The following is a 25,564-nucleotide window of genomic DNA, read 5'->3' as shown; positions in this document are numbered from 1 at the left end:
CGTTTTTCCCTTTTAGCGAGGAGTACACCGTGCACGAGGAAACGATCGTCTTCGAGCGGGCCGCCGACGTGGCGCAACTGGAAGCCTGCGGCGCGCTGCGCGGCAGCGTCGCCCAGTTCGCGCAGCCGCGCGGCGCCAACCTGATGCGCCGCACCGAGGCGCTCGACAGCTGGTGCCGCCTGCGCGCGCAGCACGGCGTCTGGCAGTACGCGCGCGCGCTCGACGGCGCCCCGGGCCCGGAATCGAACCTGCACGAAGAAGGCGCGCCGCCCGATACGGCGACGCGCGGCATCAATTTCGCCTCGCAGGACTACCTGTCGCTCGCCGCCCATCCGGCGATACGCGAAGCGGCCCAGGCGGCGCTCGACGAAGCCGGTCCGCACAGCGCCGGTTCGGCGGTCCTGCTCGGGAACAACCGCCTGTCGCTGGCGCTGGAAGCGGCGCTCGCCGGGCTGGTGCAGATGGAGCACGTGACCCTGTTCCCGACCGGCTGGGGCGCCGCCTTCGGCGTCATCACGGCGCTGGTGAATGCGCGCGACTACGTGCTGGTCGACCAGCTCGCGCACGCCTCGCTGCGCCAAGGCGCCAACGCCGCCACCCGCAACGTGGCGCTGCACCGGCACCTGGACACCGGCCACGTGCGCGAGCTGCTGGCCGCGATCCGCGCGCGCGACACCGAGAACGGCATCCTGGTCGTCACCGAAGGCCTGTTCAGCATGGATGCCGACATGCCCGACCTGCCGCTGATGCAGCACCTGTGCCGCGAGTACAACGCGACCCTGCTGGTGGACGTCGCGCACGACCTGGGCGCGCTCGGACCGGGCGGCAGCGGCAGCCTGGGCCTGCAATCGATGCTGGGCAAGGTCGACCTGGTGATGGGCGCGTTTTCAAAGACCTTCGCCTCGAACGGCGGCTTCGTCGCCTGCGCCTCGCGCGCAGTGAAACGCCAGCTGCAGCTGTTCGCCGGCCCGCACCTGTTTTCGAACGCGCTCTCGCCGGTGCAGGCGGGCTGCGTGCTGGCGGCGCTGCGCATCGTCACTGGCGCCGAGGGCGATGCGTTGCGCGCAGCGTTGCTGGCCAATGCGCTGGCACTGCGCGCCGGCCTGGCCGAAACCGGGATGCGCTGCCTGGGCGTGCCTTCGGCGATCGTGCCGCTCTGGATCGGCAGCGAACAGGTGGCGCGCCTGGCCGGACGCACGCTGGCGCGCGAAGGGGTCTTCGTCAACGCCGTCGAGTACCCGGGCGTGCCGCTGGGGGCGGCGCGCCTGCGCCTGCAGGTGATGTCGGGGCACCGGCCGGGCCAGTTGCGCCAGGGCGCGCGCATGATCGGCGCGGCGGTGAGCGGCGCCGGCGCCGCGCTCGGCGTCGAGCCGGCACGCCAGCCGGGGCCACGGGAGCGCTCCCGTGGCTGACGTTACCGAGCCGGACTGTCTCCTGCCGGACAGTTTCCTCCTCGCGCAGCGCTTGCGCGAGCGGGCAGAGCGCACCCCGGAGCGCATCGCCTACACCTTCCTGCGCGAAAACGGCAGCGCACACGATATCGGCTACGCCGCGCTGGCCGCGCGCGTCGATGCGCTCGCTGCGCACCTGCGCCGGCACGCGGACCCGGGCGCGCGCGTCCTGCTGCTGTATCCGGCCGGGATCGATTTCATCGTCGCCTTTTTCGCCTGCCTCGCGGCCGGCGTGGTCGCGGTGCCGGCGGCGCCGGCCAACCGTGCGCGCGACGCGGCACGCCTGGCCGGCCTGGTAGGCGACGCGGCCCCGGCGCTGGTGCTATGCGCGCCTGAAGCGCAGGTCGCCACCGCCGCGGCGCTGGCGCGTGCCGGTTGCACGGCGCCGCTGCTCGGGCCTGTTGCCGGCGCTGTGCCCGGTGCGGCAAGCGCGGTGTTGCCGCTGCCGCCGGCGGAGAGCGTCGCCTTTCTCCAATATACCTCCGGCTCGACCGGCCAGCCGAAGGGCGTCGAAGTCACCCACGCCAACATCGGCGCCAACGTGGCCGCGATCGGCAGCGCCTTCGGCTTCGGTCTCGACACCGTCATGGTCAGCTGGCTGCCGCCGTTTCATGACATGGGCCTGATCGGCAGCATCGCCGCGCCGCTGGCGATCGGCTTTCGTTCGGTGCTGATGGCGTCCGGCGTGTTCCTGCGCCGCCCGAGCGCCTGGCTGGAAGCGGTCACGCGCTACCGCGCCACCTGCAGCGGCGGGCCGAATTTTGCATGGGACCTGTGCCTGCGCCGCATCGGCGCCGCGCAAAGGGAAGGGCTCGACCTGTCCAGCCTGGAGGTGCTCTACAACGGCGCCGAACCGGTGCGCGCGGCCACGCTGGCGCGCTTTGCCGCCACCTTTGGCGCCTGCGGCCTGCGGCCCGAGGCGGTGTTTCCGTGCTACGGCATGGCCGAGGCGACCCTGCTGGTGGCCGGCGGGCCGCGCGCCCGGGCGCCGCGCACGCTCACCGTCGACGCCGCCGCGCTCGAGCGCGGCGACGTGCAAGAAGCGGACGCCGGCCAGGCCGCCAGCCGCACGCTGGTGGGCTGCGGCGCGCCGGCGCCGGGTGTCGAGGTGGCCGTGGTCGACCCGGCGCGCTGCGTGCCGGCCGCCATGGGGGCGATCGGCGAACTCTGGATCGCCGGGCCGGGCGTCGCGCGCGGCTATCACGGCCGCCCTCAGGACAGCGCCCAGCTATTCAACCTGCGCGTAGCCGGTGCGCCGCCGGCGCTGGCCGGCGCGCGCTGGCTGCGCAGCGGCGACCTCGGTTTCGTCCACGCGGGCGAAGTCTATATTACCGGGCGCTGCAAGGATGTCATCGTCGTGCGCGGGCGCAAGATCCATGCGCGCGACGTCGAGGCGCTGGCCGAGGACGCCTGCGCCGAACTGGCGCCGAACAGCTGCGCGGCCTTCGCGCTCGACGGCGAGGAGAACGAAAGCCTGGCGCTGGTGGTGGAAGCGCCGCGCGCGCTGGCACGCGGCGGCGACGTCGATGCGCTGGCGCGCCGCATCCGCGCGGCCGTGGCGCTCGGCACCGGCATGACGCTGCATACGCTGGCATTCGTGGCGCCGGGCGGCTTCCCGCGCACCACCAGCGGCAAGGTGCAGCGCGCGCGCTGCAAGGAGGCGCTGCACAAGGGCAGCCTGGCGCTGCTGGCAATGCGTTCTCCGGGCATGGAGGGCAGCGCCACGCGCGCCGATGCCGTCATCGGCTGGCTGCGCGCTTATGCGGCGCGCCGGCTCGATTCGCGCCTGGCCGACGAACGCCGTTCGCTGGCGCCGCACGTGCTGCTCGACTTCGGCGCGCGCGGCCTGCTCGGACTGCAGGCGCCGCAGGGCAGCGGCGGCCTGGCGCTGGCGACGCGCGACCTGGTGCGCGTGATGGCGCAACTGGCCGCGATCGACCTGACCCTGGCGACCATGGTCGGCGTGCACAATGGCCTGGGCCTGCGGCCCTTGCTGCGCTTCGCGCCCGCGCCGCTGCGCGCCCACTGGCTGCCGCAGCTCGCCGCGGGCCGCCAGCTGGCCGCCTTTGCGCTGAGCGAGCCGCAGGCCGGATCGAACCCGCGCGCCATCGGCGCCCGCGCCGACCGCCTCGACAACGGCTGGCGCCTGACCGGCGAAAAGCACCTGATCGGTCTGGTGGCCTGGGCCGGCGTGCTGACCGTGTTCGCGCGCGCCTTCGACCCCGCCGGACGCGCGCTCGGCACGGTGGCGCTGCTGGTCCCGGGCGACGCGCCGGGCCTGCACCTGGGGCCGGAAGCGCTGACCATGGGCATGCGCGCGATGCCGCAGAGCGCGGTGCGCTTCGACGGCGTGTTCGTGCCCGACGCCCAGGTGCTGGGCACGCCCGGCGCCGGCATGGACGTGGCGCAGGACGCGATGGGTTTCGCGCGCCTCGGCATCGGCGCCCTGTGCGTGGGCGCCATGAAGCGCTGCCTGCAATTGATGACGCGCTACGCCGCGCGGCGCGACATCGCCGGCGGGCGCCTGTTCGACAATCCGCTCACGCTGCTGCGCCTGCACGAACTCGATTGCGCGATTGGCGCGGCCGAAGCCCTGGTCGATGCCCTGGCAGGCAGCAGCGACGACGGCGCCGCGCTGCCGCTGGACGCCTGCAGCGCCTGCAAATGCGTGCTGTCGGAACTGTTGTGGGAGGCGGTCGACCGCCTGGTGCAGATGCTGGGCGGGCGTGGCTACCTGGAGACCAACCTGGCGCCGCAACTGCTGCGCGACGCGCGCGTGCTGCGCATCCTCGAGGGGCCGAGCGAAGCCTTGTATGCGCACCTGGGCGCGCTGGTGCGCGTGCCCGGCAATGCCATCGCGCAGACGGTCGAGCGCTGCGGCGCGCCCGACTACCTGGCGCTGCTGGCGAACCTGCCGGCGCAGGGCAGCGGCGCCTGGCAGGACGGACGCAACGGCGAGTTCGCCGCCTGGACCTTGCTGGCCGCCGCCGCCCGTGGCGACGCGGCGGCCTGGGCGGCACGCCGCCTGGACGCGCTGCGCCGCCAGGTGGAAGCCGAAAGCGCGGCCGTCGCCGATTGCCCGCCCGCCGGCGCGCTGCTGGCGCGGGTTGCGCAGCATGCGCTGGCGATCGGCGACGTCGAACAATGCGCGCCGGGCGAGGCGGGCGGACTCGACGTCCTGCTGCGCCAGGCGGCGCCCCAGGCTGCCGACGTGGCGCCCGTGGCGGCGCCGCCCGCAGCAGCGCCGTCGAGCCTGGACCTGGTGCACGCCTGCCTGCAGCGCTGGCTGCGCGAAGGCGGTCTTGGCGACGCCGGCATGGGCGGCGGGGCGGAACCCGGGCTGGCGGCCTGGGGCGTCGATACGCCGTTCAGCGACCTCGGCATCGATTCGCTGGCCTCGGTGCCGCTGGCGCTCGAAGTCGAGCAGGCCAGCGGGGTGCCGGTCAGCGCCGAACTGCTCTACGATTACCCGACGGTGCGGCTGCTGGCCGGCTATATCGACGAACAGCGCGAGGAACAGAAAGAGGCGGGCCACGGCACTGCCCGCATCGGACGCATCGGGGTAGAATAGCCCCTTTACCTTCACGCTTTTCGCCATGACCGTCCGCACACCCGTCCGCACCCGATTCGCCCCCAGCCCGACCGGTTACCTCCACCTCGGCGGCGCCCGCACCGCGCTGTATTCCTGGGCCTTTGCCCGCCATTTCGGCGGCACCTTCATCCTGCGCATCGAGGACACCGACCTCGAGCGCTCGACGCCGGAAGCGGTGCAGGCGATCCTGGACGGCATGCAGTGGCTGGGCCTGGTGCACGACGAAGGCCCGTTCTACCAGATGCAGCGCATGGACCGCTACCGCGAAGTGGTGGCGGGCATGCTCGAAGCCGGCACCGCCTACCTGTGCTACTGCTCGCCGGAAGAAGTCGAGGCGATGCGCGAGCGCATGCGCGCTCTAGGTGAAAAACCGCGCTACGACGGCACCTGGCGTCCGGAGCCTGGCAAGACCCTGCCGACCGTGCCTGAAGGTGTGAAGCCGGTGGTGCGTTTCAAGAATCCACTGGACGGCGAAGTGACCTGGAACGACGTGGTGAAAGGCCCGATCACGATCGCCAACAAGGAGCTCGACGACCTGATCATCGCGCGCCCGGACGGCACCCCGACCTACAACTTCTGCGTGTCGGTCGACGACTGGGACATGAAGATCACCCACGTGCTGCGCGGCGACGACCACGTCAACAACACGCCGCGCCAGATCAACATCCTGCGCGCGCTCGGCGCCGAGCTGCCCGAGTACGGCCACCTGCCGATGATCCTCGGTCCGGACGGCCAGAAGCTGTCGAAGCGCCACGGCGCGGTCAGCGTGATGCAGTATCCGGAGCAAGGCTATTTGCCGGAAGCGATGCTCAATTATCTGGCGCGCCTCGGCTGGAGCCATGGCGACGACGAGATCTTCTCGATGGAGCAGTTCACCGAGTGGTTCAACCTCGAGCACCTGACCGCGTCGGCGGCCCAGTTCAATCCCGAAAAGCTGGCCTGGCTGAACAACCATTACATCAAGGCGGCCGACAACGAGCGCCTGGCCGGCCTGGTGCGTCCGAAGCTGGAAGGGCTGGGCGCGCAATTCGACGGTGCTCCGGCGCTGCCCGGCGTGCTGGCGCTGGTGAAAGACCGCGCCAACACCATCAATGAGCTGGCCGATGCGGCGATGCTGTTCTACCGCACGCCGCAGCCGGATGCGGCGCTGCTGGCCCAGCACCTGACCGATGCCGTGCGCCCGGCGCTGGCGGCGTTCGCCGAGCGTTGCCAGGCGGTCGAGTGGAACAAGGCGGCGATTGCCGCCATGCTCAAGGAAGTGCTGGCCGCGCACGGCTTGAAGATGCCGCAGATCGCCATGCCGCTGCGGTTGCTGGTCACGGGCCAGCTGCAGACGCCGGCCATCGACGCGGTGCTGGAACTGTTCGGACGCGAGGCCGTTTTGGCGCGTGTAGGGAAAGGTTTGTGATTCGGTTTGTGATTCGCTAAATCGGTATTTGCGTAATGCAAGAACCCCCGCTATAATGCTCGCACTTCAGCAGTACGGGGGTATAGCTCAGCTGGGAGAGCGCTTGCATGGCATGCAAGAGGTCAGCGGTTCGATCCCGCTTACCTCCACCAAGTTGAAGTGCAGTACGTAGTAAAGAGTAGTAATCGGTAGTTCAGGGTCCCCATCGTCTAGAGGCCTAGGACATCACCCTTTCACGGTGAGTACCGGGGTTCGAATCCCCGTGGGGACGCCAGGTTCTGGTGAAGTTTGCCAGGCGCTGCGCCAGCGGCAGCGAGTAGTAGAAGCAAGAGCAGTATGGTATGATGTTGTTTTGCCCCGTGGGGGGTATAGCTCAGCTGGGAGAGCGCTTGCATGGCATGCAAGAGGTCAGCGGTTCGATCCCGCTTACCTCCACCACGTAGAAGAATTCGCAGTTTTAGTAGTGTCGGTAGTTCAGGGTCCCCATCGTCTAGAGGCCTAGGACATCACCCTTTCACGGTGAGTACCGGGGTTCGAATCCCCGTGGGGACGCCAGGAATTTGGCAGGTGCAGTAAAGTAGTAATCGGAACAGTTTTAGGTCCCCATCGTCTAGAGGCCTAGGACATCACCCTTTCACGGTGAGTACCGGGGTTCGAATCCCCGTGGGGACGCCAGGTTCTGGTGAAGTTTGCCAGGCGCTGCGCCAGCGGCAGCGAGTAGTAGAAGCAAGAGCAGTATGGTATGATGTTGTTTTGCCCCGTGGGGGGTATAGCTCAGCTGGGAGAGCGCTTGCATGGCATGCAAGAGGTCAGCGGTTCGATCCCGCTTACCTCCACCACGTAGAAGAATTCGCAGTTTTAGTAGTGTCGGTAGTTCAGGGTCCCCATCGTCTAGAGGCCTAGGACATCACCCTTTCACGGTGAGTACCGGGGTTCGAATCCCCGTGGGGACGCCAGTAGTTGCAAAAAGCCGCCTTGAGCGGCTTTTTGCTTTTCCAGCCGTTTTTTTGTTCAACACCATGTCCACCTCCCCATCGCTTGCCATTTTCTGCAAGGTCGTCGATAACTATGGCGACATCGGCATCTGCTGGCGCCTCGCGCGCCAGTTGCATGGCGAGCATGGCGTGGCGGTGACGCTGTGGGTCGATGACCTGGCCAGCTTCCGCCGCATCTGCCCTGAAGTCGATGCCGCGGCGGCAGCGCAGACCGTGGCCGGCGTCGCGGTGCGCCACTGGCGCGGCCAGGACGATGCATTCGCCCCGGCCGAGGTCGCCGACATCGTCATCGAATTTTTCGCCTGCGATATTCCGCCGCGCTACGTCGAAGCGATGGCGGCGCGCACGCCGCGGCCTGTCTGGCTGAACCTGGAAGGCTTGACGGCGGAAGAATGGGTCGAGGGTTGCCACAAGCTGCCGTCGATGCATCCGCGCCTGAAGCTGACCAAGCATTTCTTTTTCCCCGGCTTCACGGCCCGCACCGGCGGCCTGCTGCGCGAAGCTGGGCTCGAGCGCGAACGCCTGGCCTTCCTCGCGCAGCCGGAGCGGGCGCATGCCTTCCTACAGGGCCTCGGCCTGGCGGACGCCGAGATCGACGCTTATAAGGTGTCGCTGTTCTGCTACCCGCACGCGCCGGTTGCGGAATTGTTCGCGGCCTGGCAGGGTGGCGCGCGGAAAGTGACCTGCCTGGTGCCCGAGGGCGTGGCCGCCGATGCCGTCGCCGCCTTCCTCGGTACGGAGGCAAGTGCCGGCACCGTGGCCACGCGCGGCATGTTGACCGTGCGCGCGCTGCCTTTCGTGCCCCAGCCCGACTACGACCGCCTGTTGTGGTCCTGCGACCTGAACCTGGTGCGCGGCGAGGATTCCTGGGTGCGCGCCCAGTGGGCCGGCAAACCTTTCGTCTGGCACATTTATCCGCAAGACGAAAACCTGCATCACAAGAAGCTGCGCGCCTTCCTGGAGCGCTATGCGCCGGACCTCGCTAGCCTCAACGAATTCATGTTGCATTGGAATGGCGCGGCCGCGGCAAACGCCGACTGGCCCGCCTTGTGGTCGGCTTTGCAGGCCGACGAAGCCGCCATTGCCGTCCGCGCCGGGACGTGGCAACGGGAGATGACGGCCAATGGCGACCTCGCATCGAACCTGCTCGCATTTGCTACGCAGATTGCCGCTTCACTTCGATAGGCACGGCTCGGGTTACGTGATATCATGCCCGGTTACTGCAACCCCTTTTTAGAATACTCAGACTCCTATGAAACCCGCAAAAGAGATCCGTGTCGGCAACATCATCATGGTTGATGAGAAGCCTTTTATCGTGCTGCGTTCCGATGTCAACGGCTCGAGCCGCACGGGCTTCACCTACAAGTGGAAGATGAAGAATCTTCTGACCAATGCTCCGCTGGAAAACGTGTTCCGTGGCGATGACAAGTTCGACGTCGTCGTGCTGGACAAGAAGCCGGTGACCTACTCGTACTTCGCTGATCCGCTGTATGTCTTCATGGACGAAGAGTACAACCAGTTCGAAATCGAAGAAGAGAACCTGGGCGACGCGCTGCACTACCTGAAAGACGGTATGGAATGCGAAGCCGTGTTCTACGACGGCAAGGCCATCTCGGTCGAACTGCCGACCACGATCGCACGCCAGGTCATCTACTCGGAGCCAGCGGTCAAGGGCAATACCTCGGGCAACGTCCTGAAAGAAGCCAAGATCGAGAACGCCATCGAAGCCCACCAGCACATCGTCATGGTGCCGCTGTTCGTGAGCCAAGATGACACCATCGAGATCGATACCCGCACCAACGAATACAAGCGCGTGGTACGTAACTAAGACGTCACTGATCGACCAGCTGTCAAGAAAAACGCTGCCCTTACCGGCAGCGTTTTTTTTCGTTCTGACATTTCTCATGCAATGGTGCCGAACAGAAAGCACTGCTATGCTATTGCTTTACTAAAATACAAGTGGAGAGCAGCATGGATCGCAGGGATTTCGTTCGACTCGGTGTGGCTGCTGGCGCAGTGGCAGGCGTGGTGGCGGAGGCAGCGGCCGCGGCGCCGAAAGGCGTCGCACTCGACAAGCTGCTCGACGCCGGCGTGCGCGAGCAGGGTGCGGCCATGGCGGCCGGCCAGCTCAGCTCGCAGCAACTAGTGAAACGCTACCTGGCGCGCATCGCCGCTGTCGACAAGGCGGGGCCGCGCCTGAATTCCGTCATCGAACTCAATCCCGACGCCCTCACCATTGCCGCCGAACTCGACCGCGAACGCGCGGCCGGCAAGCTGCGCGGCCCGCTGCACGGCATCCCGGTCCTGCTGAAGGACAACATCGCCACCGGTGACAAGATGAGCACCAGCGCCGGTTCGCTGGCACTGGACGGCGTGCGCGCCACCCGCGACGCCTTCGTTGCCGAGCGCCTGCGCGCGGCCGGCGCCGTCATCATCGGCAAGACGAACTTGTCGGAGTGGGCCAACATGCGCTCGACCCACTCGGTCAGCGGCTGGAGCGGCCGCGGTGGCCAGACCAGGAATCCCCACGCCCTCGACCGCAACACCAGCGGCTCGAGTTCCGGTTCCGGCGCGGCGATTGCCGCCAGCCTGGCCACGCTGGCGGTCGGCACCGAGACCGACGGCTCGATCGTGTCGCCCAGTTCGAGCTGCGGCATCGTCGGCCTGAAACCGACGCTGGGCCTGGTCAGCCGCAGCGGCATCATCCCGATCGCCCACTCGCAAGACACCGCCGGCCCGATGACGCGCAGCGTGGCCGATGCCGCCTTCATGCTGGCGGCCATGACCGGCGTCGACAAGGACGATGCCGTCACCAACGAAAGCCAGGGCAAGATCGCCGACTACGCGGCAGCCCTGCGCCTGGACGGCTTGCGCGGCAAGCGCATCGGCGTGGCGCGCAATTTCTTTGGCGGCAGCACGGCCGTCGACGAGGTCGTCGAAAAGGAACTGGCGGTGTTAAAAGCGCAGGGCGCGATCCTGGTCGAGGTCAAGCTGCCGAACACCGACAAGTACAACGAAACCGAAGTCGAAGTGCTGCTGTCAGAATTCAAGCCGGACCTGGCCGCCTGGCTGGCCGGCTACGCCCCGCACGCGCCCGTGAAAAACATGGCCGACGTGATCGCCTTCAACGACAAGCACGCCGCGCGCGAAATGCCGCACTTTGGCCAGGAACACCTGATCGCCGCCCAGGACAAGGAGGGGCTGGAGGGGAAAGCCTACCGCGAGGCGCTGGCCAACAACCGCCGTTATTCGCGCGAAGAAGGCATCGACAAGATCATGCGCGAAGAAAAGCTCGACGCATTGGTGGCGCCGACCGGCGGCCTGGCCTGGCTGACCGATTACATCAACGGCGACCACTACGGCATGAGCTTCTCGTCGCCGGCGGCGGTGGCCGGCTATCCGCACATCACGGTCCCGGCCGGTTTTGCGCACGGGCTGCCGGTGGGCATCTCGTTCGTCGGCGGCGCCTACAGCGAAGCGACCCTGATCGGCATGGCCTATGCCTACGAGCAAGCCTCGAAACGGCGCCGCGCGCCGGCCTTCCCGGGCTCGGTCAACATCAAGGCCTAAACAAATGTTAATACGGTGCCAACAAATGTTGGTGCCGTATTGCCCTTAGCCGCGCTTGGCCCGCTCGAACGCCGGACCCCAGAGCGGATGCCCCTGTTCGCCCGCTTCCAGCGTGAAGTCGGGGTCGATCTTCAAGGCGCGCTCGAACGCCTGCTCGCACTGTTTCGGGCGCGACGTCACGCAATAGCTGAACGCCTGGTACTTCAGCGCCATGACGCGCACGCGCGCCGGCGCGTTGGCGCGGATGTCGTTCGAGCCGAGCCGCTTGATGGCGCCGTCGAAATCGCCGTCGTGGTACAGGCGGATGCCGTCGCGCAGCGCGGCCTGTTCGCGTCCGGACGGGTTGTCGGCGCGGGCCGTCTCGGCACGCGGGCGGGTCTCCTCCTGGCTGGCGCTGCGCGAGCTGATGCGCGGATGGTTGCGTTCGGGATTGCGCTCGAACATCGGCGCTAGTTCGGCGCAACCGGCGAGCAGGCTCGCCGCCAGCAGCGTTGCCATGAAGCGTGGAGGAGGGAGTGGGAACATGGCAGCCTCCTTATTGGGCCGGGGCCCTGAAATCGTAGGTGATGGTCGCCGTTTCGCGCGTGCCGGCATCGACCGTGATGGTGTGCTCGGCGAAGTTCGGATTGGTGACCCGGATCGTGTGGCGGCCCGGCGCCAGCGTCAGGCGCTTGATCGGCGGGCTGACGCCGCGCTCGATGCCGTCGACATAGACCGTGGCCCAGGGCTTGATCAGCAGTTTATAGGTGGTGCCGTTGACGACCGCCTCGGTGGACGCTGCCACAGCGGCCGTTTGCGCTGGAGGCGTCGCCACCGGGGCCGGGCCGGTGTCCGGCGCCGCGCCCGTGGTCGCGTCGAGCCCACTGTCGGCCGGCTGCCGACCGGCAGGCTGGTCGGTGGCCGGAGCGGAGGCGGACGGCGGCGCGACGACCGTTTCGCCGCCATCGAGCCCGGTCGCGGCGCGTTCGGCCGGCGGCAGGGTCAGCGGCACCAGGTCGCGCGCATCGTTCTGGTTCATGTACGACACGAGGGCGCCGCCGGCCGCCAGCACGACAATCGCCGCACCCGCGATCATGCCCCAGCGCTGGGCGCGGTTGCTGCGGCCTTTCGTTGGCTGCGTGGGGCCGCGCACGGTCCCCGGCGCGCTCGGCGGTATGGCCGCGGAGGGCTTGCGTGGCGCAATCTGGATCGGTTCGACGCGCTCTTGCAGGGGCGCCGGGGCGATTCGTTCCGGGCGCGGCGCATCCGCGGCCGCGCCGTCCGCGCTGGCCGGCTTGCGCAGCATCCCGGCTTCGGTGCGTTCGCGCAGGCTGAGCGGTTCCGGTAGCGGGTTTGCTGCTGGCACCGGGATACTGGCCGGCGCGGCGAAGTCGCCCGCCGGCGGCGCTGCGTCAACCGCTGCATCGGTTGCGGCCGGTGGTTCCACGAACGTGACCGGCTCTGCGATCGGCTCCTGCGCAGCAGGCGCCGGCACCATCACCTCGCCCGACCCCGCCTCAATGCCGAGCAGGGCGCGCATGTCGTCCACCGACTGCGGACGCAGGCGCCGGTTCGGCCCCAGGCAGCAATCCAGTCCTTTGGTCAATTGCTCACTGTAATTGTCGTACAGGCGCGGGCCGAGCGGTCCCTCCGGCGGCAGCTCGGCCGTGATCGCGTAATGCACGACCAGCGCCAGCGCATGCAGGTCGGCCGGGAGGTTCGCCGCGGCGCCCGGCGCCTCGTCGGCCGCGGGCATCAGCAAGGCGTCGCCATTGGCCAGCATCACCAGCGACTCGGGCGTGATGGGGCGGTGCGGCGCCCCGGTCGCGTATTGCCGTTCGAGGGAATCGAGGGTGTGGTGCAGCAGCTTGCGGCACCAGGCCTCGTCCACCTGGGCGGGCGTGTGCTCGACGATGTCGCGCACCGGGCGCCCGTCCGCGAACGGCGTATAGATCGTTGTGTGTTGGCTGGTCATTGTGCTAAACGTTTATTTTTAGCAAAACTATGCCAGATTTACAGCATCGGTGCCGCGTTTTAATCAAGCGTGCGCGGCGTCGGATCGATTAGACGTCGAGGAAACGCATCTTGAAACTGCGCCCCTTGAAGCTGCCGAAGTCCGGGCCCAGCTTGTTGCCGGCATTCAGCTTGCGGTAAGCGGCGTCGGCCACGTCGCGCGCGATGGCGACATAGGTCTGGAATTCGGTGACGTTGATCTTGCCGACCTGGTCCTTGAGCAAGCCGGCGTCGCCGGTCAGGGCGCCGAGCACGTCGCCCGGGCGCAGCTTGTCCTTCTTGCCGCCGGCGATGATGAGCGTGGACATCGGCGCCGGTTCGGCCGGCAGCACCGAGTCGCCCAGGTCGTCGAGCTTGTACCAGGAAGCCGGGGCGTCCTGGTATTCCTCGATCGCGCGCACCCATTTCTTTTCGTTCGGCGCGCACAGCGACAAGGCCAGGCCCGTCTCTTCGCCGCGACCGGTGCGGCCGATGCGGTGTACGTGCACTTCCGCGTCCTTCGACACGTCGACGTTGATCACCGCTTCCAGGTTGGCGATGTCGAGGCCGCGCGCGGCGACGTCGGTTGCCACCAGCACCGAGCAGCTGCGGTTGGCGAACAGGATCAGGATTTCGTCGCGCTCGCGCTGCTCGAGTTCGCCGTACAGGGCGAGGGCCGAGAAGCCCTGGTCGCGCAGGGAATCGGCCAGTTCGCGGCAATGCGCCTTGGTGTTGCAGAAGGCGAGGGTCGATACCGGCTTGTAGTGGCGCAGCAGGCGCGCCACGGCGTCGTCGCGGTTGTCGAAGCCGACTTCATAGAAACGCTGCTCGATCTTGGACGCGTCGTGCTGGCTTTCGACCGCGATCTCGACCGGGTCGTTGAGGAAGCCGGCGGTGGCGTGGCGGATGTCGTCCGGGTAGGTCGCCGAGAACAGCAGGGTCTGGCGCCGCTGCGGGCAGGCCGAGACGATGCCGGCGATCTCGTCGTAGAAACCCATGTCGGTCATGCGGTCGGCTTCGTCGAGCACCAGCGTCTGCACTTTCGACAGGTCGATCGTCGCGCGGCCCAGGTGGTCGCGGATGCGGCCAGGCGTCCCGACCACGATGTGGGCGCCGTGTTCGAGCGAGGCGATCTGCGGACGCATCGACACGCCGCCGGTCAGCGTCAGGATCTTGACGTTGCCGACGCCGCGCGCCAGGCGGCGCAGTTCGCCCGCGACCTGGTCGGCCAGTTCGCGCGTCGGGCACATGACGAGGCCCTGGACCGCGAACCAGGCCGGATTGAGCTTTTGCAGCAGGCCGATGCCGAAGGCCGCGGTCTTGCCGCTGCCGGTTTTCGCCTGCGCGATCAGGTCGCGTCCCTGCAGCACGGACGGCAGGCTGGCGGCCTGGATCGGCGTCATGGCGTGGTAGCCGAGCGCATCGAGGTTGGCGAGGAATTGCGGTGCCAGCGGCAGCGTATTGAATGGTGTGGTCATGCGGCCTCCAGCCGGAAAGCCGGTTATGGAGCCGGCGCCCAGACCGGCAAGCCGGTCAGATCAAGGTTGTCGTCGCGGCGCCAGACTGGCAGGCCGGAGTTGTCGGTTTCTTCGAGCAGGGAAATCTGTTCCTGCTTCATGCCGGTGCGGCGCGGACGGGGAATGCGTTTAGGTTCAGCTGGGCGGTCGACCGCAGGCTCGACGGCACCGCTGTCGAGCGGGGCGGCCGGTTCGAAACCCGGCAGGTCGATCGTCGCGTTGTCTTTCTTGTCTCTCATCCGGTGTCGCTGGGCCCAAAAACAAAAGCCCGGCTACGAGAGTCGGGCTTGTCTGAAACTAGTGTTTGGTTGCGGGGACAGGATTTGAACCTGTGACCTTCGGGTTATGAGCCCGACGAGCTGCCAGACTGCTCCACCCCGCAGCGCTATTGTACTGCGGGGTGCGCCAGAATGCAAATCGGCGTTCAGATGGCGCGCAAACGCCACAACGAAGTCACTTCTTGTGCACGCGCCGCGTGCAGCGGGTCGTCCGCATCCTGTGCTTTCGCGTGGGTCGGACGCACGTCGTGGCGGCCGGCCACTTCGAGGCCGGCGGCGGCGATCCAGCCGCTCAGCTGTTCGCGCGTGCGCAAGCCCAGGTGCTCGGCGAAGTCCGACAGGATCAACCAGCCTTCGCCGCCCGGCGCCAGGTGCGCCTTCAAGCCGTTCAGGAAACCGCGCAGCATGCGGCTGTCCGGATCGTAGATCGCGTATTCGATCGCCGAACTCGGTTTGCCCGGCAGCCAGGGCGGATTGCAGACCACCAGGTCGGCCTGGCCTTGTGGGAACAGGTCGGCCTCGACGATCTCGACCTGCTCGTCGAGTCCCAGGCGCGCGATGTTCTCGCGCGCGCAACCGAGGGCGCGCGCATCCATGTCGGTGGCGACGACACGGCGCAGGCCGCGCCGCGCCAGCACGGCCGACAGCACGCCGGTGCCGGCGCCGATGTCGAAGGCAAGGTCGGTCTTCTGCGGCAGCGGCGCCTGCGCCACCAGCTCGACGTATTCGCCACGCACCGGCGAGAACACGCCGTACCAGGGGTGGATGCGATCGTCTAGCGCCGCAATCGGCACGCCCTTGCTGCGCCACTCGTGCGCCCCGATCAGCCCGAGCAGCTCGCGCAGCGAAACCACGAACGGTTCGGTCGCGGCGCCATAGGCTTCGTTGCAAGCCTGGCGCACGTCGGGCGCGCGCCGCAGCGGGATCGTGTAATCGGCATCGAAGGGAATCAAGAGCATCGCCAGCGTGCGGGCGCGCTGCAGCTGCGCCAGGCGGTGGCGGTGGAACTGTTCGGTGAGCGTCGGCGGCGTTGTCCCCGCCCTGGCGCGCTTTGCGCGCGCCGGCTTCTGGTCAATGCGGCGTGCGAGCGCCTGCACCAGCTGGCGCGCATTCTGGAAATCGCCGCGCCAGAGCAGGGCGGTGCCGTCCAGGGCCAGCCGGTAGGCGGTATCGGCCGCCATCGTGTCGTCGGCGATCACGACCTTTTTCGGCGCCGGCCAGCCGCTCTCCGACCGCCACAGCGCCGAACGCGACTCGCCGTTTTCAACCCATTCGATGCGCGTCATGTCAGTGATGGTGATGCCAGTTGCCGTCGGCCGACTCGACGAACGATTTTACGGCGTCCGGATTGCCGGTCGCATGGCGTTTCACTTCGCCGCAGCCGCAAATGCCCTGGTAAGGCTGGATGTGCGAGCAGGCCGAGACTTTCTGCAGGTAGACGGTGACGGGTTTGGCGCACTTGGCGCATTTGAAGGTGAGGGTGCGGGCGGGTTTCATGTCTGTTGAGGAGTGTGGTGCAAAGGGCGCATTGTACTAGGGATGAGTGGGTTCTGACGCTGTCTTGCCGCCAGATCCACAGGCAGTTGAGCTATCCGGAATGCACGTATGGATTGGCCGCTAGGATGGTTCCCGTGCAAAAACCTTGCAGGAGATGCAGATGACTACCTATGCGACCGCAACGAGTTACTCTCGTCTCAATGCGCTCGGCATTATCACGAACGCCCAGCAAGATGCGGCGGTTCGCCACCCACAACGAAACGAGATCGGTGGGACCGCGAGCCCGGCCGGTTGCCTCGCCTGGATGGTCGAACAGCGCATTGTTTCGCATATGGAGTTGATCGCGCTAACGGGCGAAGATGATGAGGACATGAACGATGCCGATTGGGAGGAGCTGTCGGATATCTATGAAGAGGCCTTATCGGCCTGCGACGCCTTCAGTAGCCGAATGAATGCTCAGCTATTTGAACAACTGGCGGCCGATGGACTCATCAGCATGCGACAGCAGAAGAAAGCCTCTCAATACAATTCATTTGTGCTGCAGACGCCGGCACAAGCGCTTGCACATGTTGTCCTCGCAAATGCGATGTCGCTAGCGGATTTCGATGCGCTGACGATGCGGGTGAGGACAGAGCAAGGATCCCCCGAGAATAAACAACGTCTCCGGCTCCTTGAAAACGCTGCAATCGAAATAGAGCGACTACGCAGGCTCTATCCGTCGGCATCCACAGCTCGACGTCCACGGCTGCACGCCGTGCTGCGCCTACTTCTTATTTTTTTTGTACTTGCTTGCAGCTACCTGCTGTATCACGTTTTCGTGTCGGTGCCGGCATGCGATGCTCCAATCGTGACGAAAACGATTGGAGCATCGTTGCGCCGCGTGGTCCGAGGGGAGATTCCCGCCGGTCAGGTTTTCAATCCGACACTGACACATGTCAGGCAAGTCGGCCATGCCTGGGCGCGTCGCCAGCGAGGCTGCACCGCAGACGTGGTGGCCGGCGACGATTCAATTCCTTACAGTTACATCGTCGGACCACTTCCAAGCAAGAGGAACAAGACAGGCGTGGCAGGCGCAAACAGGGAAATCGTCGAGGCGCGTTTCAGCAATATCGGAATCGACGGCGATTTTGGTAACAAGGCCGAGCCGATTGGTCGAGAGAATCTGGAAGCTGCTTTCCGCGCAGGCGTGGCGCAAAACAGGGAAGGGCGCGCGGCTTTTCTGCCAAAAAGCGCAATCGATCAAGTCATGGATTTGTTCAGCCCGGTCAACCAGGATAGGATGCGCGAAATTGCCGATATCGAACCGATCGGCGCTTGCCGCGCGTTGCAGGCAGAAACGCGGTACATTTGCCGGGTCCTGATTGAACATAACGATCCCATTCGAACGATGATGGGGCAGTTGCCGAGGATAATCGACGCCGAGTTCACGTTCGAACGCAACGCAGCGGGTAAAGAATGGCGGATGTCGGACGACTTTGCGTTTTCCTTTGACCGGGCAGTTGCCGAACCAAGGCGAAAGAAAGACCAGCCAAAGTAAAACCCGCGATGAGATTGTCTATTTAGCCCCTGCTTACCACGCTGCTTTTGCCCGCTGGCCGCATCTTGATTATTGCGGGAAATTCACTACGTCATCTCCTGCAGGTGCGAGATGGCGCCGACTTCATTCCCTATCGACTTCAGCGCGTCCAGGCATGGAGCGCCATTACCAGTCCTGGGAATTTTTGTAACTAACCAACTGAAAGCGATGAGCTGCGGAAAATCAGGCTGCCAGACCGGGAAGGAGGTGCGGCGTCAGGATGGCGGCCCGAATTTGTCTATGGAACCCCCTTGAGGTGAACGACTACCTGGATGCTTGCCGACCCGCAGCGTGAAAGCTGCTCACCTCACGGGGCGACGCAGGGTTCATCACAAGTTTAAACACCCACGCTCACCGCGCTGCTCCCACCACCCGCCGGCCGCACCTGGATCTTGGCCGCGATCCGCTCCGTCATCTCCTGCACGTGCGAGATCACGCCAACCTTCCTGCCCATCGATTGCAGCGCATCGAGCGCATCCATCGCCACGCCCAGCGTATCGCTGTCGAGCGAGCCAAACCCTTCGTCGATGAACAGCGACTCGACCCGCACGCGGTTCGACGACAGCGAGGCCAAACCGAGCGCCAGCGCCAGCGAGACCAGGAAGGATTCGCCGCCCGAGAGCGAATTGACCGAGCGGATCTCGCCGCCCATGTCCTGGTCGCGCACCATCAGCGCCAGCGAGGGGGCGCCGGCGTTGTCGACGCGTTCCAGGCGGTAGCGCCGCGCCAGCTGGTTCAGGTGGCTGTTGGCATAGCCGAGCAGGACGTCGAGCGTGAACTGCTGGGCGTAGTTGCGGAATTTCTTGCCGTCGGCCGAGCCGATCAGCTCCGAGAGGCGGCCCCAGCGTGCCTCGACCGCCTGCTGGCGCTCGATCTCGGCCAGCATCGATTGCGCCTTTTCCCGGCGCACATCGTCCTGCGCCGCCTGCAGGCGCAGGCCGGTCGCGCGCTCATGCACGGCGCTGCGCTCTTCCAGCACCGCCGCCAACGCATCGGCGACCATCGCGCCGTCCTGCATGGCGCCATCGGGCGCGGCACTTTGCTCGTGCAGGTCGCGCTGGGTCTTGCGTTCAGCCAGCACGGCCGCGGCCCGCGCCAGTGCCGCGTCGAGTTCGGCCAGCGCCGCCCGTTCGCCGGCCAGCCAGTTGGCGCCGACCGCGAGCAGGCTGGCCAGCTGCGCCTGGTTTTCGATCGGTTCGAGCTCGCCGTGGTCGGCAGCATAATTCTCGATCCAGTTGGCCAGGCGTTCGCCGGCGTCGCGCGCGTCGTCCTGCAAGGCGCCGATGCGTTCCTGGGCCTGGATCAAGGTACTGCGCACCCGGGTTTCGCGCTGCGCCGCCTCGCCGGCCGCCGCTTGGCGCGCGGAGAGCAGTTCGCGTGCGCTTGCCACGGTGCGGCGCAGGGCTTGCTCGACCTCGCCCACGGCGCGGCCGTCGAACAGGGCAGCGCGCGACTGGCGCCGTTCCGTCAGCTCGGCGTCGCTGCGCGCAAAGGCTTCCTCGGCTGCTGCCGCCGCGCTGGCCGCGTGCTCGGCGCGCACGGCTGCTTCGCGCTGCGCCGCTTCCAGCGTGGCCAGCGCAGCGCGCTGCTCGGCCAACTGTGTCGATTGCGCGGCCCACGCTTTCGCTTGTGCCGCCCGTGCCGCCTGCCACTGCGCCGGATTGCGGCGCCACGCGTCCTGCCAGCCGTCGCCGACCGATTCGACCAGCACCGGGTCGAGTTCGGCCAGCAGGGCGCCGAGCGCCGCGCGGTCGCGTTCGAGCTGGGCGCTGAAGCTCTTGTGTTCGAGTTCCAGCGTCGCCAGCGAAGTGCGCGCGTTCTGGGCCAATTCGCGTGCGCGCAGGTGCTCGGCATTGCCGGCCTCGAAGGCGGTTTGCGCCGCCTCGCGCGCTTGCGCGGCGCGCCGTGCAGCCCCTTGGCGGGTCTCGACGGCGAGCAGCCCCTCGCGCACGGCGTTCGTTTGCGCCTCGAACCAAGGTTTGCGCTCGCCCTCGGGCGGCGCGTCGGATGCCACCGGATTGGCGCGCCAGCTGGCATCGAGTTCGCCGACGTCGTCCAGCAGCGTTGCCCGTTCCTCGCCCAGCGCTGTCAGCCGCTCGGCGGCGGCCGCCAACTGGGCGCGGCGCGTGGCCTGTTCCGACAGATTGTCCTGCACCGCCGCGCGGCGCTCGCCTACCTGGCGGCGCAGGGTGTCGAACACCGCATGCAGGCGCGCATCCTGGTGCGCATACGGGTGGGCTGCGCTGCCGCACACCGGGCAGGGTTCGCCATCGACCAGCGCGCCGCGCAAGTCCTCCACATTCCCCGCGACCGCCAGTTCGGCGGCGGCGCGGGCCTGTTCGGCCTGGGCCGCGGCGTCAGCCAGCGAGGGCGCGGCTTCTACGGCAGCGGCCAGCGCCACCTCGGCGGCGGCACGTGCGGCGCGTGTGCGTTCGATCTCGCCATCGATCCGCGCCAGGTGTTCGCGCGCGGCCTGCAAACCCTTGGCGATGCGGGCGGCGGCGCCCAGGGCTTCGCGCCGGGCTTCGAGACCCTGGCGTTCGTCGTGGAGGGCATCGAGGTCGAAGCCGGCCAGCGCGGTGGCGGCGGCCGCGCGTGCGGCCTCGAGTTCGGCAATGCGCGCCGTGGCGCGTTCGGCGCTGCCCTGCGCCGCTTCCAGCGTGGCGGTGGCATTCACGCGGGCGCGTTCGGTTTTCGCCAGCGCGGCCAGGTTGGCGCCCTCGGCGCCGGCAGCCTGCGCGGCGCCATTCAACAGTTTGTCCCACTGCTGCCATCCCGTGGCCAGCGCTTCATGCTGGCGGTGCGCGGCGAGCCAGTCGGCGCTGCGCGTGACGGCGTCGCGTGTTTGTGCGAGGCGGGTGTCGGCGTCGGCCAGTATGCCGCGCGTGCGCACGGCTTCGGCGGCGCTGGCGTCGCGCCGGCTGGCCAGTTGCGCGTGGGCTGCGGCCAGCGTGCCGATGGTCGCATCCAGCGCCTTGGCCGCGTCGAGTTGGGCGGCGGCGTCCAGCTGGGCGGCTTCGGCCGCCTCCAGCGCAGTTGTCGCGACCTGGACTTCCTGCAGCGCCAAGCGTGCGGCATCAAAGGCGCGCGCCAGCTCGCCCTGGCCGTTCGCCAGCGTCGCTTCCAGCTGCGCGCGTTCGGCGTCGAGGCGCGCCAGTTCGGCCATCAGCGGACGCGCCGCCTGCACCGCGTCCAGCGTGGCCAGGCGCAGGCGCCGCTCCTGCGCGTTTTCCGCCTGGGTACGGGCTTCGAGCAACAGGCTTTCGGCCTGCGCTTCGTTCAGGCGCAGGCGTTCGCGTTCCTGGTGCCAGCGCAGCTGCGCTTCCAGCAAGGCGCGGCGCACGTCCACCGCCTGCAGCGCCACCTCGGCGGCGGCGCGCTCGGCGTCGAGTTCGGCGCGCGCTTCCTGCGTCAGCGGGGCATGGTCGGCCAGGCGCGCGGTCAGGCGGCGCACGACGTCCTGCTCCTGCTTGTAGCGCTCGTAGGCGCGCTTCGAGATCTCGCTGTAGACGGCGCTGCCGGTGAGCGTCTCCAGCAGTTCGCCGCGCTCGTTCTCGTCGGTTTTTAAAAAGGCCGAGAATTCGTTCTGGGCCAGCAGCACCGAGCGCGTGAACTGTTCGAACGAGAGGCCGATGCGCGCCGCGATCTCGAGCTGGGCCTCGGTCTTGGTGCCGCCCAGCGCAACCAGTTCGGGCAGGCGGTGCAGGGTCATGTTCGATGCCTGCAGCAGGCCGCTGACCTTGTTGCGCGAACGGCGCACGCTCCAGCGCGCGCGGTAGTGCACGCCGTCGTTGCCGACGAAATCGACTTCGGCATGGCCTTCGGCCGACCCGCGGCGCAGCAGGTTGCGTGCATCCGTCGTCGAGACAGATTCGCCGCCGGCGTCGGGCAGGGCGCCGCGGCTGCTCCTTCCCTGCAGGCGCGGCGTGTTGCCATATAAAGCGAGGCAGAGTGCGTCGAGCAGGGTGCTCTTGCCGGCGCCGGTCGGGCCGCAGATGGCGAACAGGCCGGACGAAGCCAACGGTTCGCTCTCGAAATCGACGCAAAAGTCCCCGGCCAGGGACGCCAGGTTGCGTCCCGAAATACGCAGGATCTTCATGCGCGCTCCGCGTCGCCGGGCAGCATCAGTTCGGCAAAGGCCGTCAATTGCTCGTTCGGTGCATCCTCGCCGAAGCGCTGCTGCCACAGGCGGCGGAAGATGTCGTCCGGCTGCAGCTGGGCCAGCTGGTCGAGCGTCAGCGCGTCGGCGCCATCCTCGCGCGTGACGGTCTTGCGGGTCGGTTCGATCTTCGCCAGGCGCACCGGTTTGCCGGCGATCGCCGCCTCCACCTGCGCGCGCAGGCTTGGTTCGGGGCCATCGAGCAGGACCCGCACCTCGAGATAGGGCCGGCATTGCAGCGGCAGGTCCGGATCGAGTTCCAGCGCCTCCAGCGCGGCCAGCACTTCCGGCAGCGGCGCCGGTTTCGGCGGCACGCGCAGCAGCTCGACCGCGCGCGGCACCAACAAGGACGTGACTTCCTTCGCCACCGGGCCATCTAAGTCAATGCGCAGCACCTGGTGCTGGTAGCCGACTTCGGCGAACGACAGCGGCAGCGGGCTGCCGGAATAGCGCAAATGGTCTTTCTTGCCGACGCGCTGGGCCAGGTGCAGGTGGCCGAGCGCGGCATACGCGATCTCGGGCGCGAACATCGAGGCCGGCAACGCCTCCGTGCCGCCGATGACGATGCGCCGCTCGGAGTCGACCGAGGATTGGCCGTCGACCATGTGGCAGTGGCCCATGGCCAGGATCGCCTGGTGCGCTTCGCGGCGCGCCTGCGCCAGCGCGAAGGCCTGCTGGTAGAGCAGCGCGATCCCGTTCAGGTAGGCGTCGCCCTCGACCTCGGCCTTGGGCACGTCGCCGGGACGCAGGAAAGGCACGCCCAGGCACCAGGCCCGGATCTCGCCCGCCTTGTCGCGCAGCGGCACGAGCAGGCGTTCGAGGTCGATCGCGCCTTCGCGGTTGCGCACTACATTGCCGATCACGGTCGTGCCGTGCGCTTCAAGCAGCGGACCCGGCGCTTCCAGCCGGCCAGGCGAATCGTGGTTGCCGGCGATGACGACGATCTGCAGCTGCGGCGCGCGCGCCCTGGCCCGCTGCAGAAAGTGGTACAGCTGGCGCTGGGCGGCGGACGAGGGATTGGCGTTGTCGAAAATGTCGCCCGCGATCAGGAGCGCGTCGGCGCCTTCATCGACGATCGTGTCGAGCAGCCAGTCGAGGAAGCACTGGTGTTCGTAGGTCCGGTCGTAATTGTGCAGGGTCTGGCCGAGGTGCCAGTCGGAAGTATGCAGCAGCCGCATGCGGATATGGAAAAGGGAAGGTGGGATCGGCTGCACTATAGCGCAGCTGGGCGGACCGTTCAAAAAAAATCCTGACTCTGAAGATGTTGCATGTCGAAACCTCATAAAATATTTACATGAGCGAATTGATTCTCTCCATCGCCGCCGCGCGTGCCCTGCACCTGGCGGCCCAGGGCCTGTTGCAGCCGCGCCGCCGCAAGGCCGTCGCGGACGACGTGCTGGCCGCGATCCGCCGCATGGGGGTGTTGCAAATCGACACAATCAGCGTCGTCGCGCGCAGTCCCTACCTGGTCTTGTGGAGCCGGCTCGGCGACTATCCGCCCGCGTGGCTCGACGACGCGCTGGGCAAAGGCAAGCTGTTCGAATACTGGGCCCACGAAGCCTGTTTTATCCCGCGCGAGGATTACGGCCTGTACCGCCACCGCATGCTCGACCCAAGCGCGATGGGATGGAAGTATTCGGCGACCTGGATGCGCGAGCGCGCCGGCGAGGTGGCGGCGCTGCTGGCGCACATCCGCAGCAACGGCCCGGTGCGCGCGTCCGATTTCGAGCGCAGCGACGGCAAAGCTGGCGCCAAGGCGCAAGGCTGGTGGGATTGGAAGCCGGAAAAGCGCTCGCTCGAAGTTTTGTTCACTTCCGGCGCGCTGATGATCGCGCGCCGCCACAACTTCCAGCGGGTGTACGACCTGGCCGAGCGCGTACTGCCGGAGTGGGACGATGCGCACATGCCGGCGTTGTCGGACGTCCAGCGTACCTTCGCCCTGCGCGCCGTGCGAGCGCTGGGCCTGGCGCGCGCCGGCTGGATCCCCGACTACCACCGCACCCGGCGTCCGCACGTCGACCCGGCGCAACTGGCCGAGGAGGGCTTGCTGCTGCGCGCGCGCGTGGCCGGCTGGGACGATCCGGTCTACATCCACCCTGATCATCTGGACCTGGCGCGGCAGGCTGCCGCCGGCGCGCTGACGCCGACGCTGACCACCATCCTGTCGCCCTTCGATCCGGTGGTGTGGGACCGGCGCCGCGCGCTGGAATTGTTCGGTTTCGATTACCGCCTCGAGTGCTATACGCCGGCGCCGAAACGCCGTTATGGCTATTTCACGCTGCCCCTGCTGCGCCGCGGCGCGCTGGTCGGCCGGGTCGACGCCAAGGCGCACCGGCGCGCGGGCGAGTTCGAACTCAAGGCGGTGTTGTTCGAAGCCGGCGTGCGCACCAGCGATGCGCTGCTGCGCGATGTGGCCGGCGCCGTGCAGCGCTGTGCGCGCTGGCATGGGTGTCCGCGGATCCGTCTCGTGCGCACCGAGCCGGCCGATGTCCAGGTTCGGCTGGCCGCGCTGCTCGGCGCGCATGTGGTCACAACCGCCGTCGCCGACGCCGCATGAACTTGCCCCCGGCGCCGCCAGACGCCGTCGGCCCCGACGGGTTGGCGCGTTTTGGGCGCTACCAGGGGCTGGCCGGCGCGCCGGGCTGGGCGCGCCTCGCCGCGCCGCAAGCACGCAGCGGCTTGTGGCGGCGCCTGCACCACAAGCGCTGGCATTTCGTCGCCCTGGTCACCGACGAGCTGTTTTGCGGGGTGGCGATCGTCGACGTCGGCTGGAGCAACACCTGCTTCGCGTATGCATTCGACCGCCGCGAGCGCCGCGTGGTGGCAGCGATCTCGCCGCTGGGCGTGGCCGGCCTCACGGCGGTCGTCGGCGCGACCGTGGCCGACGGCGCACGCTTCGCGCTGCCGGGCCGGCGCATCGCCATCGCGTCCGACGGCGCCGATGGCCATCATTTGCTGCTGCGCGCCGGCCGCTTTCGCATCGACGCCGATTACGCTGGAGCGGGGCCGCGCCTGTTGGCGATCGGGCCGGTGCTCGACGGCGGCAGCGTGCACAGCACGCAGAAGTCGCCCGGCCTGGCGCTCGCCGGACAGGTCGAGGCCGGCGGACGGCGCTACCGGCTCGACGGCGGCGTCGCCAGTTACGATTTTTCGAACGGCCTGCTCGGCCGGCGCACGGCCTGGCGCTGGATTTCCGCGCATAGCGCCCGGCTGGGCCTGAACCTGCAAAACGGGTATTTCGGCGACGCCGAGAATGCGCTCTGGTTCGAGGGCGAACTGCTGCCGCTGGGCGCGTTGCAGGTGGACGTCGAACCCGGCGGCTGCTGGACCATGCGCACAAACGACGGCCTGCTCGACCTGCGTTTTACGCCCGAGGGCACGCGCTGCGACGACAAGCAATTGCTGGTGGCAAGCAGCCGCATGCGCCAGCACGTGGGCCGCTTCGACGGCTGGGTCAGGCCGGAAGTGGGCGCCGCACGCCATCCGGTGGCAGGGCTGGCCGGATTGGCCGAGGACTACCGCGCGCGCTGGTGAGTTGCTCTGCAGTAGG

General features: G+C 67.8%; 17 protein-coding genes and 8 tRNA genes. 16 read left to right on the top strand and 9 right to left on the bottom strand.

Annotation, left to right across the window (positions count from 1 at the left end; genetic code table 11):
* Positions 1–29 precede the first annotated feature (29 nt).
* The 13 genes from IFT60_RS12845 (at position 30) to IFT60_RS12785 (ending at position 11,016) form a co-directional block, all read left to right on the top strand.
* Complete coding sequence (locus IFT60_RS12845) at positions 30–1,412, top strand: aminotransferase class I/II-fold pyridoxal phosphate-dependent enzyme (RefSeq protein WP_374000877.1); 1,383 nt, start codon at positions 30–32, stop codon at positions 1,410–1,412.
* Positions 1,405–5,022, top strand: coding sequence for an AMP-binding protein (locus IFT60_RS12840; protein WP_192052361.1), 3,618 nt, complete (start codon positions 1,405–1,407; stop codon positions 5,020–5,022). Before IFT60_RS12845 ends, IFT60_RS12840 begins: the two co-directional genes overlap by 8 nt.
* Before the next feature lie 25 nt (positions 5,023–5,047).
* Positions 5,048–6,451, top strand: a complete 1,404-nt coding sequence (gene gltX / locus IFT60_RS12835; RefSeq protein ID WP_192052360.1) for a glutamate--tRNA ligase — start codon at positions 5,048–5,050, stop codon at positions 6,449–6,451.
* A gap of 76 nt (positions 6,452–6,527) precedes the next feature.
* Positions 6,528–6,603, top strand: a tRNA-Ala gene (locus IFT60_RS12830).
* A 46-nt stretch (positions 6,604–6,649) separates the two neighbouring features.
* Positions 6,650–6,725, top strand: a tRNA-Glu gene (locus tag IFT60_RS12825).
* 88 nt (positions 6,726–6,813) lie between these two features.
* Positions 6,814–6,889 (top strand) — tRNA-Ala (locus tag IFT60_RS12820).
* Positions 6,890–6,930: 41 nt separating this feature from the next.
* A tRNA-Glu gene (locus IFT60_RS12815) sits at positions 6,931–7,006 on the top strand.
* 44 nt (positions 7,007–7,050) lie between these two features.
* A tRNA-Glu gene (locus IFT60_RS12810) sits at positions 7,051–7,126 on the top strand.
* Positions 7,127–7,214: 88 nt separating this feature from the next.
* A tRNA-Ala gene (locus IFT60_RS12805) sits at positions 7,215–7,290 on the top strand.
* Positions 7,291–7,331: 41 nt separating this feature from the next.
* Positions 7,332–7,407, top strand: a tRNA-Glu gene (locus IFT60_RS12800).
* A gap of 63 nt (positions 7,408–7,470) precedes the next feature.
* Positions 7,471–8,631, top strand: a complete 1,161-nt coding sequence (gene earP, locus IFT60_RS12795; protein WP_192052359.1) for an elongation factor P maturation arginine rhamnosyltransferase EarP — start codon at positions 7,471–7,473, stop codon at positions 8,629–8,631.
* A 67-nt stretch (positions 8,632–8,698) separates the two neighbouring features.
* Positions 8,699–9,274 carry an elongation factor P gene (locus IFT60_RS12790; RefSeq protein ID WP_192052358.1) on the top strand — a complete coding sequence of 192 codons (576 nt, stop codon included), beginning with the start codon at positions 8,699–8,701 and terminating at the stop codon, positions 9,272–9,274.
* Positions 9,275–9,417: 143 nt separating this feature from the next.
* A complete protein-coding gene (locus IFT60_RS12785) occupies positions 9,418–11,016 on the top strand; it encodes an amidase (RefSeq protein ID WP_192052357.1) in 1,599 nt (532 codons plus the stop codon).
* 45 nt (positions 11,017–11,061) lie between these two features.
* Here the strand turns inward: IFT60_RS12785 and IFT60_RS12780 are convergent, their stop codons facing one another.
* The 7 genes from IFT60_RS12780 to IFT60_RS12750 all read right to left on the bottom strand — a co-directional run bounded on the left by IFT60_RS12780 (position 11,062) and on the right by IFT60_RS12750 (position 16,279).
* Positions 11,062–11,541, bottom strand: a complete 480-nt coding sequence (locus tag IFT60_RS12780) for a TssQ family T6SS-associated lipoprotein (protein WP_192052356.1) — start codon at positions 11,539–11,541, stop codon at positions 11,062–11,064.
* Positions 11,542–11,551: 10 nt separating this feature from the next.
* The gene (locus tag IFT60_RS12775; protein WP_192052355.1) at positions 11,552–12,970 is read right to left on the bottom strand and encodes a PEGA domain-containing protein; all 1,419 of its coding nucleotides are present in this window, start codon (positions 12,968–12,970) and stop codon (positions 11,552–11,554) included.
* An 88-nt stretch (positions 12,971–13,058) separates the two neighbouring features.
* Positions 13,059–14,465, bottom strand: a complete 1,407-nt coding sequence (gene dbpA / locus IFT60_RS12770) for an ATP-dependent RNA helicase DbpA (protein WP_192052354.1) — start codon at positions 14,463–14,465, stop codon at positions 13,059–13,061.
* Between the two features lie 23 nt (positions 14,466–14,488).
* Positions 14,489–14,743 carry a hypothetical protein gene (locus tag IFT60_RS12765; protein ID WP_192052353.1) on the bottom strand — a complete coding sequence of 85 codons (255 nt, stop codon included), beginning with the start codon at positions 14,741–14,743 and terminating at the stop codon, positions 14,489–14,491.
* 66 nt (positions 14,744–14,809) lie between these two features.
* Positions 14,810–14,886 (bottom strand) — tRNA-Met (locus IFT60_RS12760).
* Between the two features lie 42 nt (positions 14,887–14,928).
* Positions 14,929–16,077, bottom strand: coding sequence for a methyltransferase (locus IFT60_RS12755; RefSeq protein ID WP_192052425.1), 1,149 nt, complete (start codon positions 16,075–16,077; stop codon positions 14,929–14,931).
* A complete protein-coding gene (locus IFT60_RS12750) occupies positions 16,070–16,279 on the bottom strand; it encodes a hypothetical protein (RefSeq protein ID WP_192052352.1) in 210 nt (69 codons plus the stop codon). The genes IFT60_RS12755 and IFT60_RS12750 overlap by 8 nt, the downstream gene beginning before the upstream one ends.
* A 160-nt stretch (positions 16,280–16,439) precedes the next feature.
* On the opposite strand from IFT60_RS12750, the gene IFT60_RS12745 reads away from it, so the two are divergent.
* Positions 16,440–17,816: a hypothetical protein gene (locus IFT60_RS12745; protein WP_192052351.1), complete on the top strand. Its 1,377-nt coding sequence runs from the start codon at positions 16,440–16,442 to the stop codon at positions 17,814–17,816.
* Positions 17,817–18,192: 376 nt separating this feature from the next.
* Here IFT60_RS12745 and IFT60_RS12740 read toward each other — a convergent pair whose 3' ends face one another.
* The gene (locus tag IFT60_RS12740; RefSeq protein ID WP_192052350.1) at positions 18,193–21,954 is read right to left on the bottom strand and encodes an AAA family ATPase; all 3,762 of its coding nucleotides are present in this window, start codon (positions 21,952–21,954) and stop codon (positions 18,193–18,195) included.
* Positions 21,951–23,192 (bottom strand): exonuclease SbcCD subunit D C-terminal domain-containing protein, encoded by a 1,242-nt coding sequence (locus IFT60_RS12735; protein WP_192052349.1) that lies wholly within the window; start codon positions 23,190–23,192, stop codon positions 21,951–21,953. Before IFT60_RS12735 ends, IFT60_RS12740 begins: the two co-directional genes overlap by 4 nt.
* 116 nt (positions 23,193–23,308) lie before the next feature.
* Here IFT60_RS12735 and IFT60_RS12730 point away from each other — a divergent pair, with 116 nt between their 5' ends.
* Positions 23,309–24,571, top strand: coding sequence for a winged helix-turn-helix domain-containing protein (locus tag IFT60_RS12730; RefSeq protein WP_192052348.1), 1,263 nt, complete (start codon positions 23,309–23,311; stop codon positions 24,569–24,571).
* On the top strand, positions 24,568–25,548 hold the full coding sequence (locus tag IFT60_RS12725) for a DUF2804 domain-containing protein (protein ID WP_192052347.1): 981 nt from the start codon (positions 24,568–24,570) through the stop codon (positions 25,546–25,548). Before IFT60_RS12730 ends, IFT60_RS12725 begins: the two co-directional genes overlap by 4 nt.
* Positions 25,549–25,564 lie beyond the last annotated feature (16 nt).

It is taken from the genome of Massilia sp. CFBP 13721 (assembly GCF_014842025.1).
Taxonomy (GTDB): Bacteria; Pseudomonadota; Gammaproteobacteria; order Burkholderiales; family Burkholderiaceae_D; genus Telluria.
This window is presented reverse-complemented; position numbering and strand designations above follow the sequence as displayed.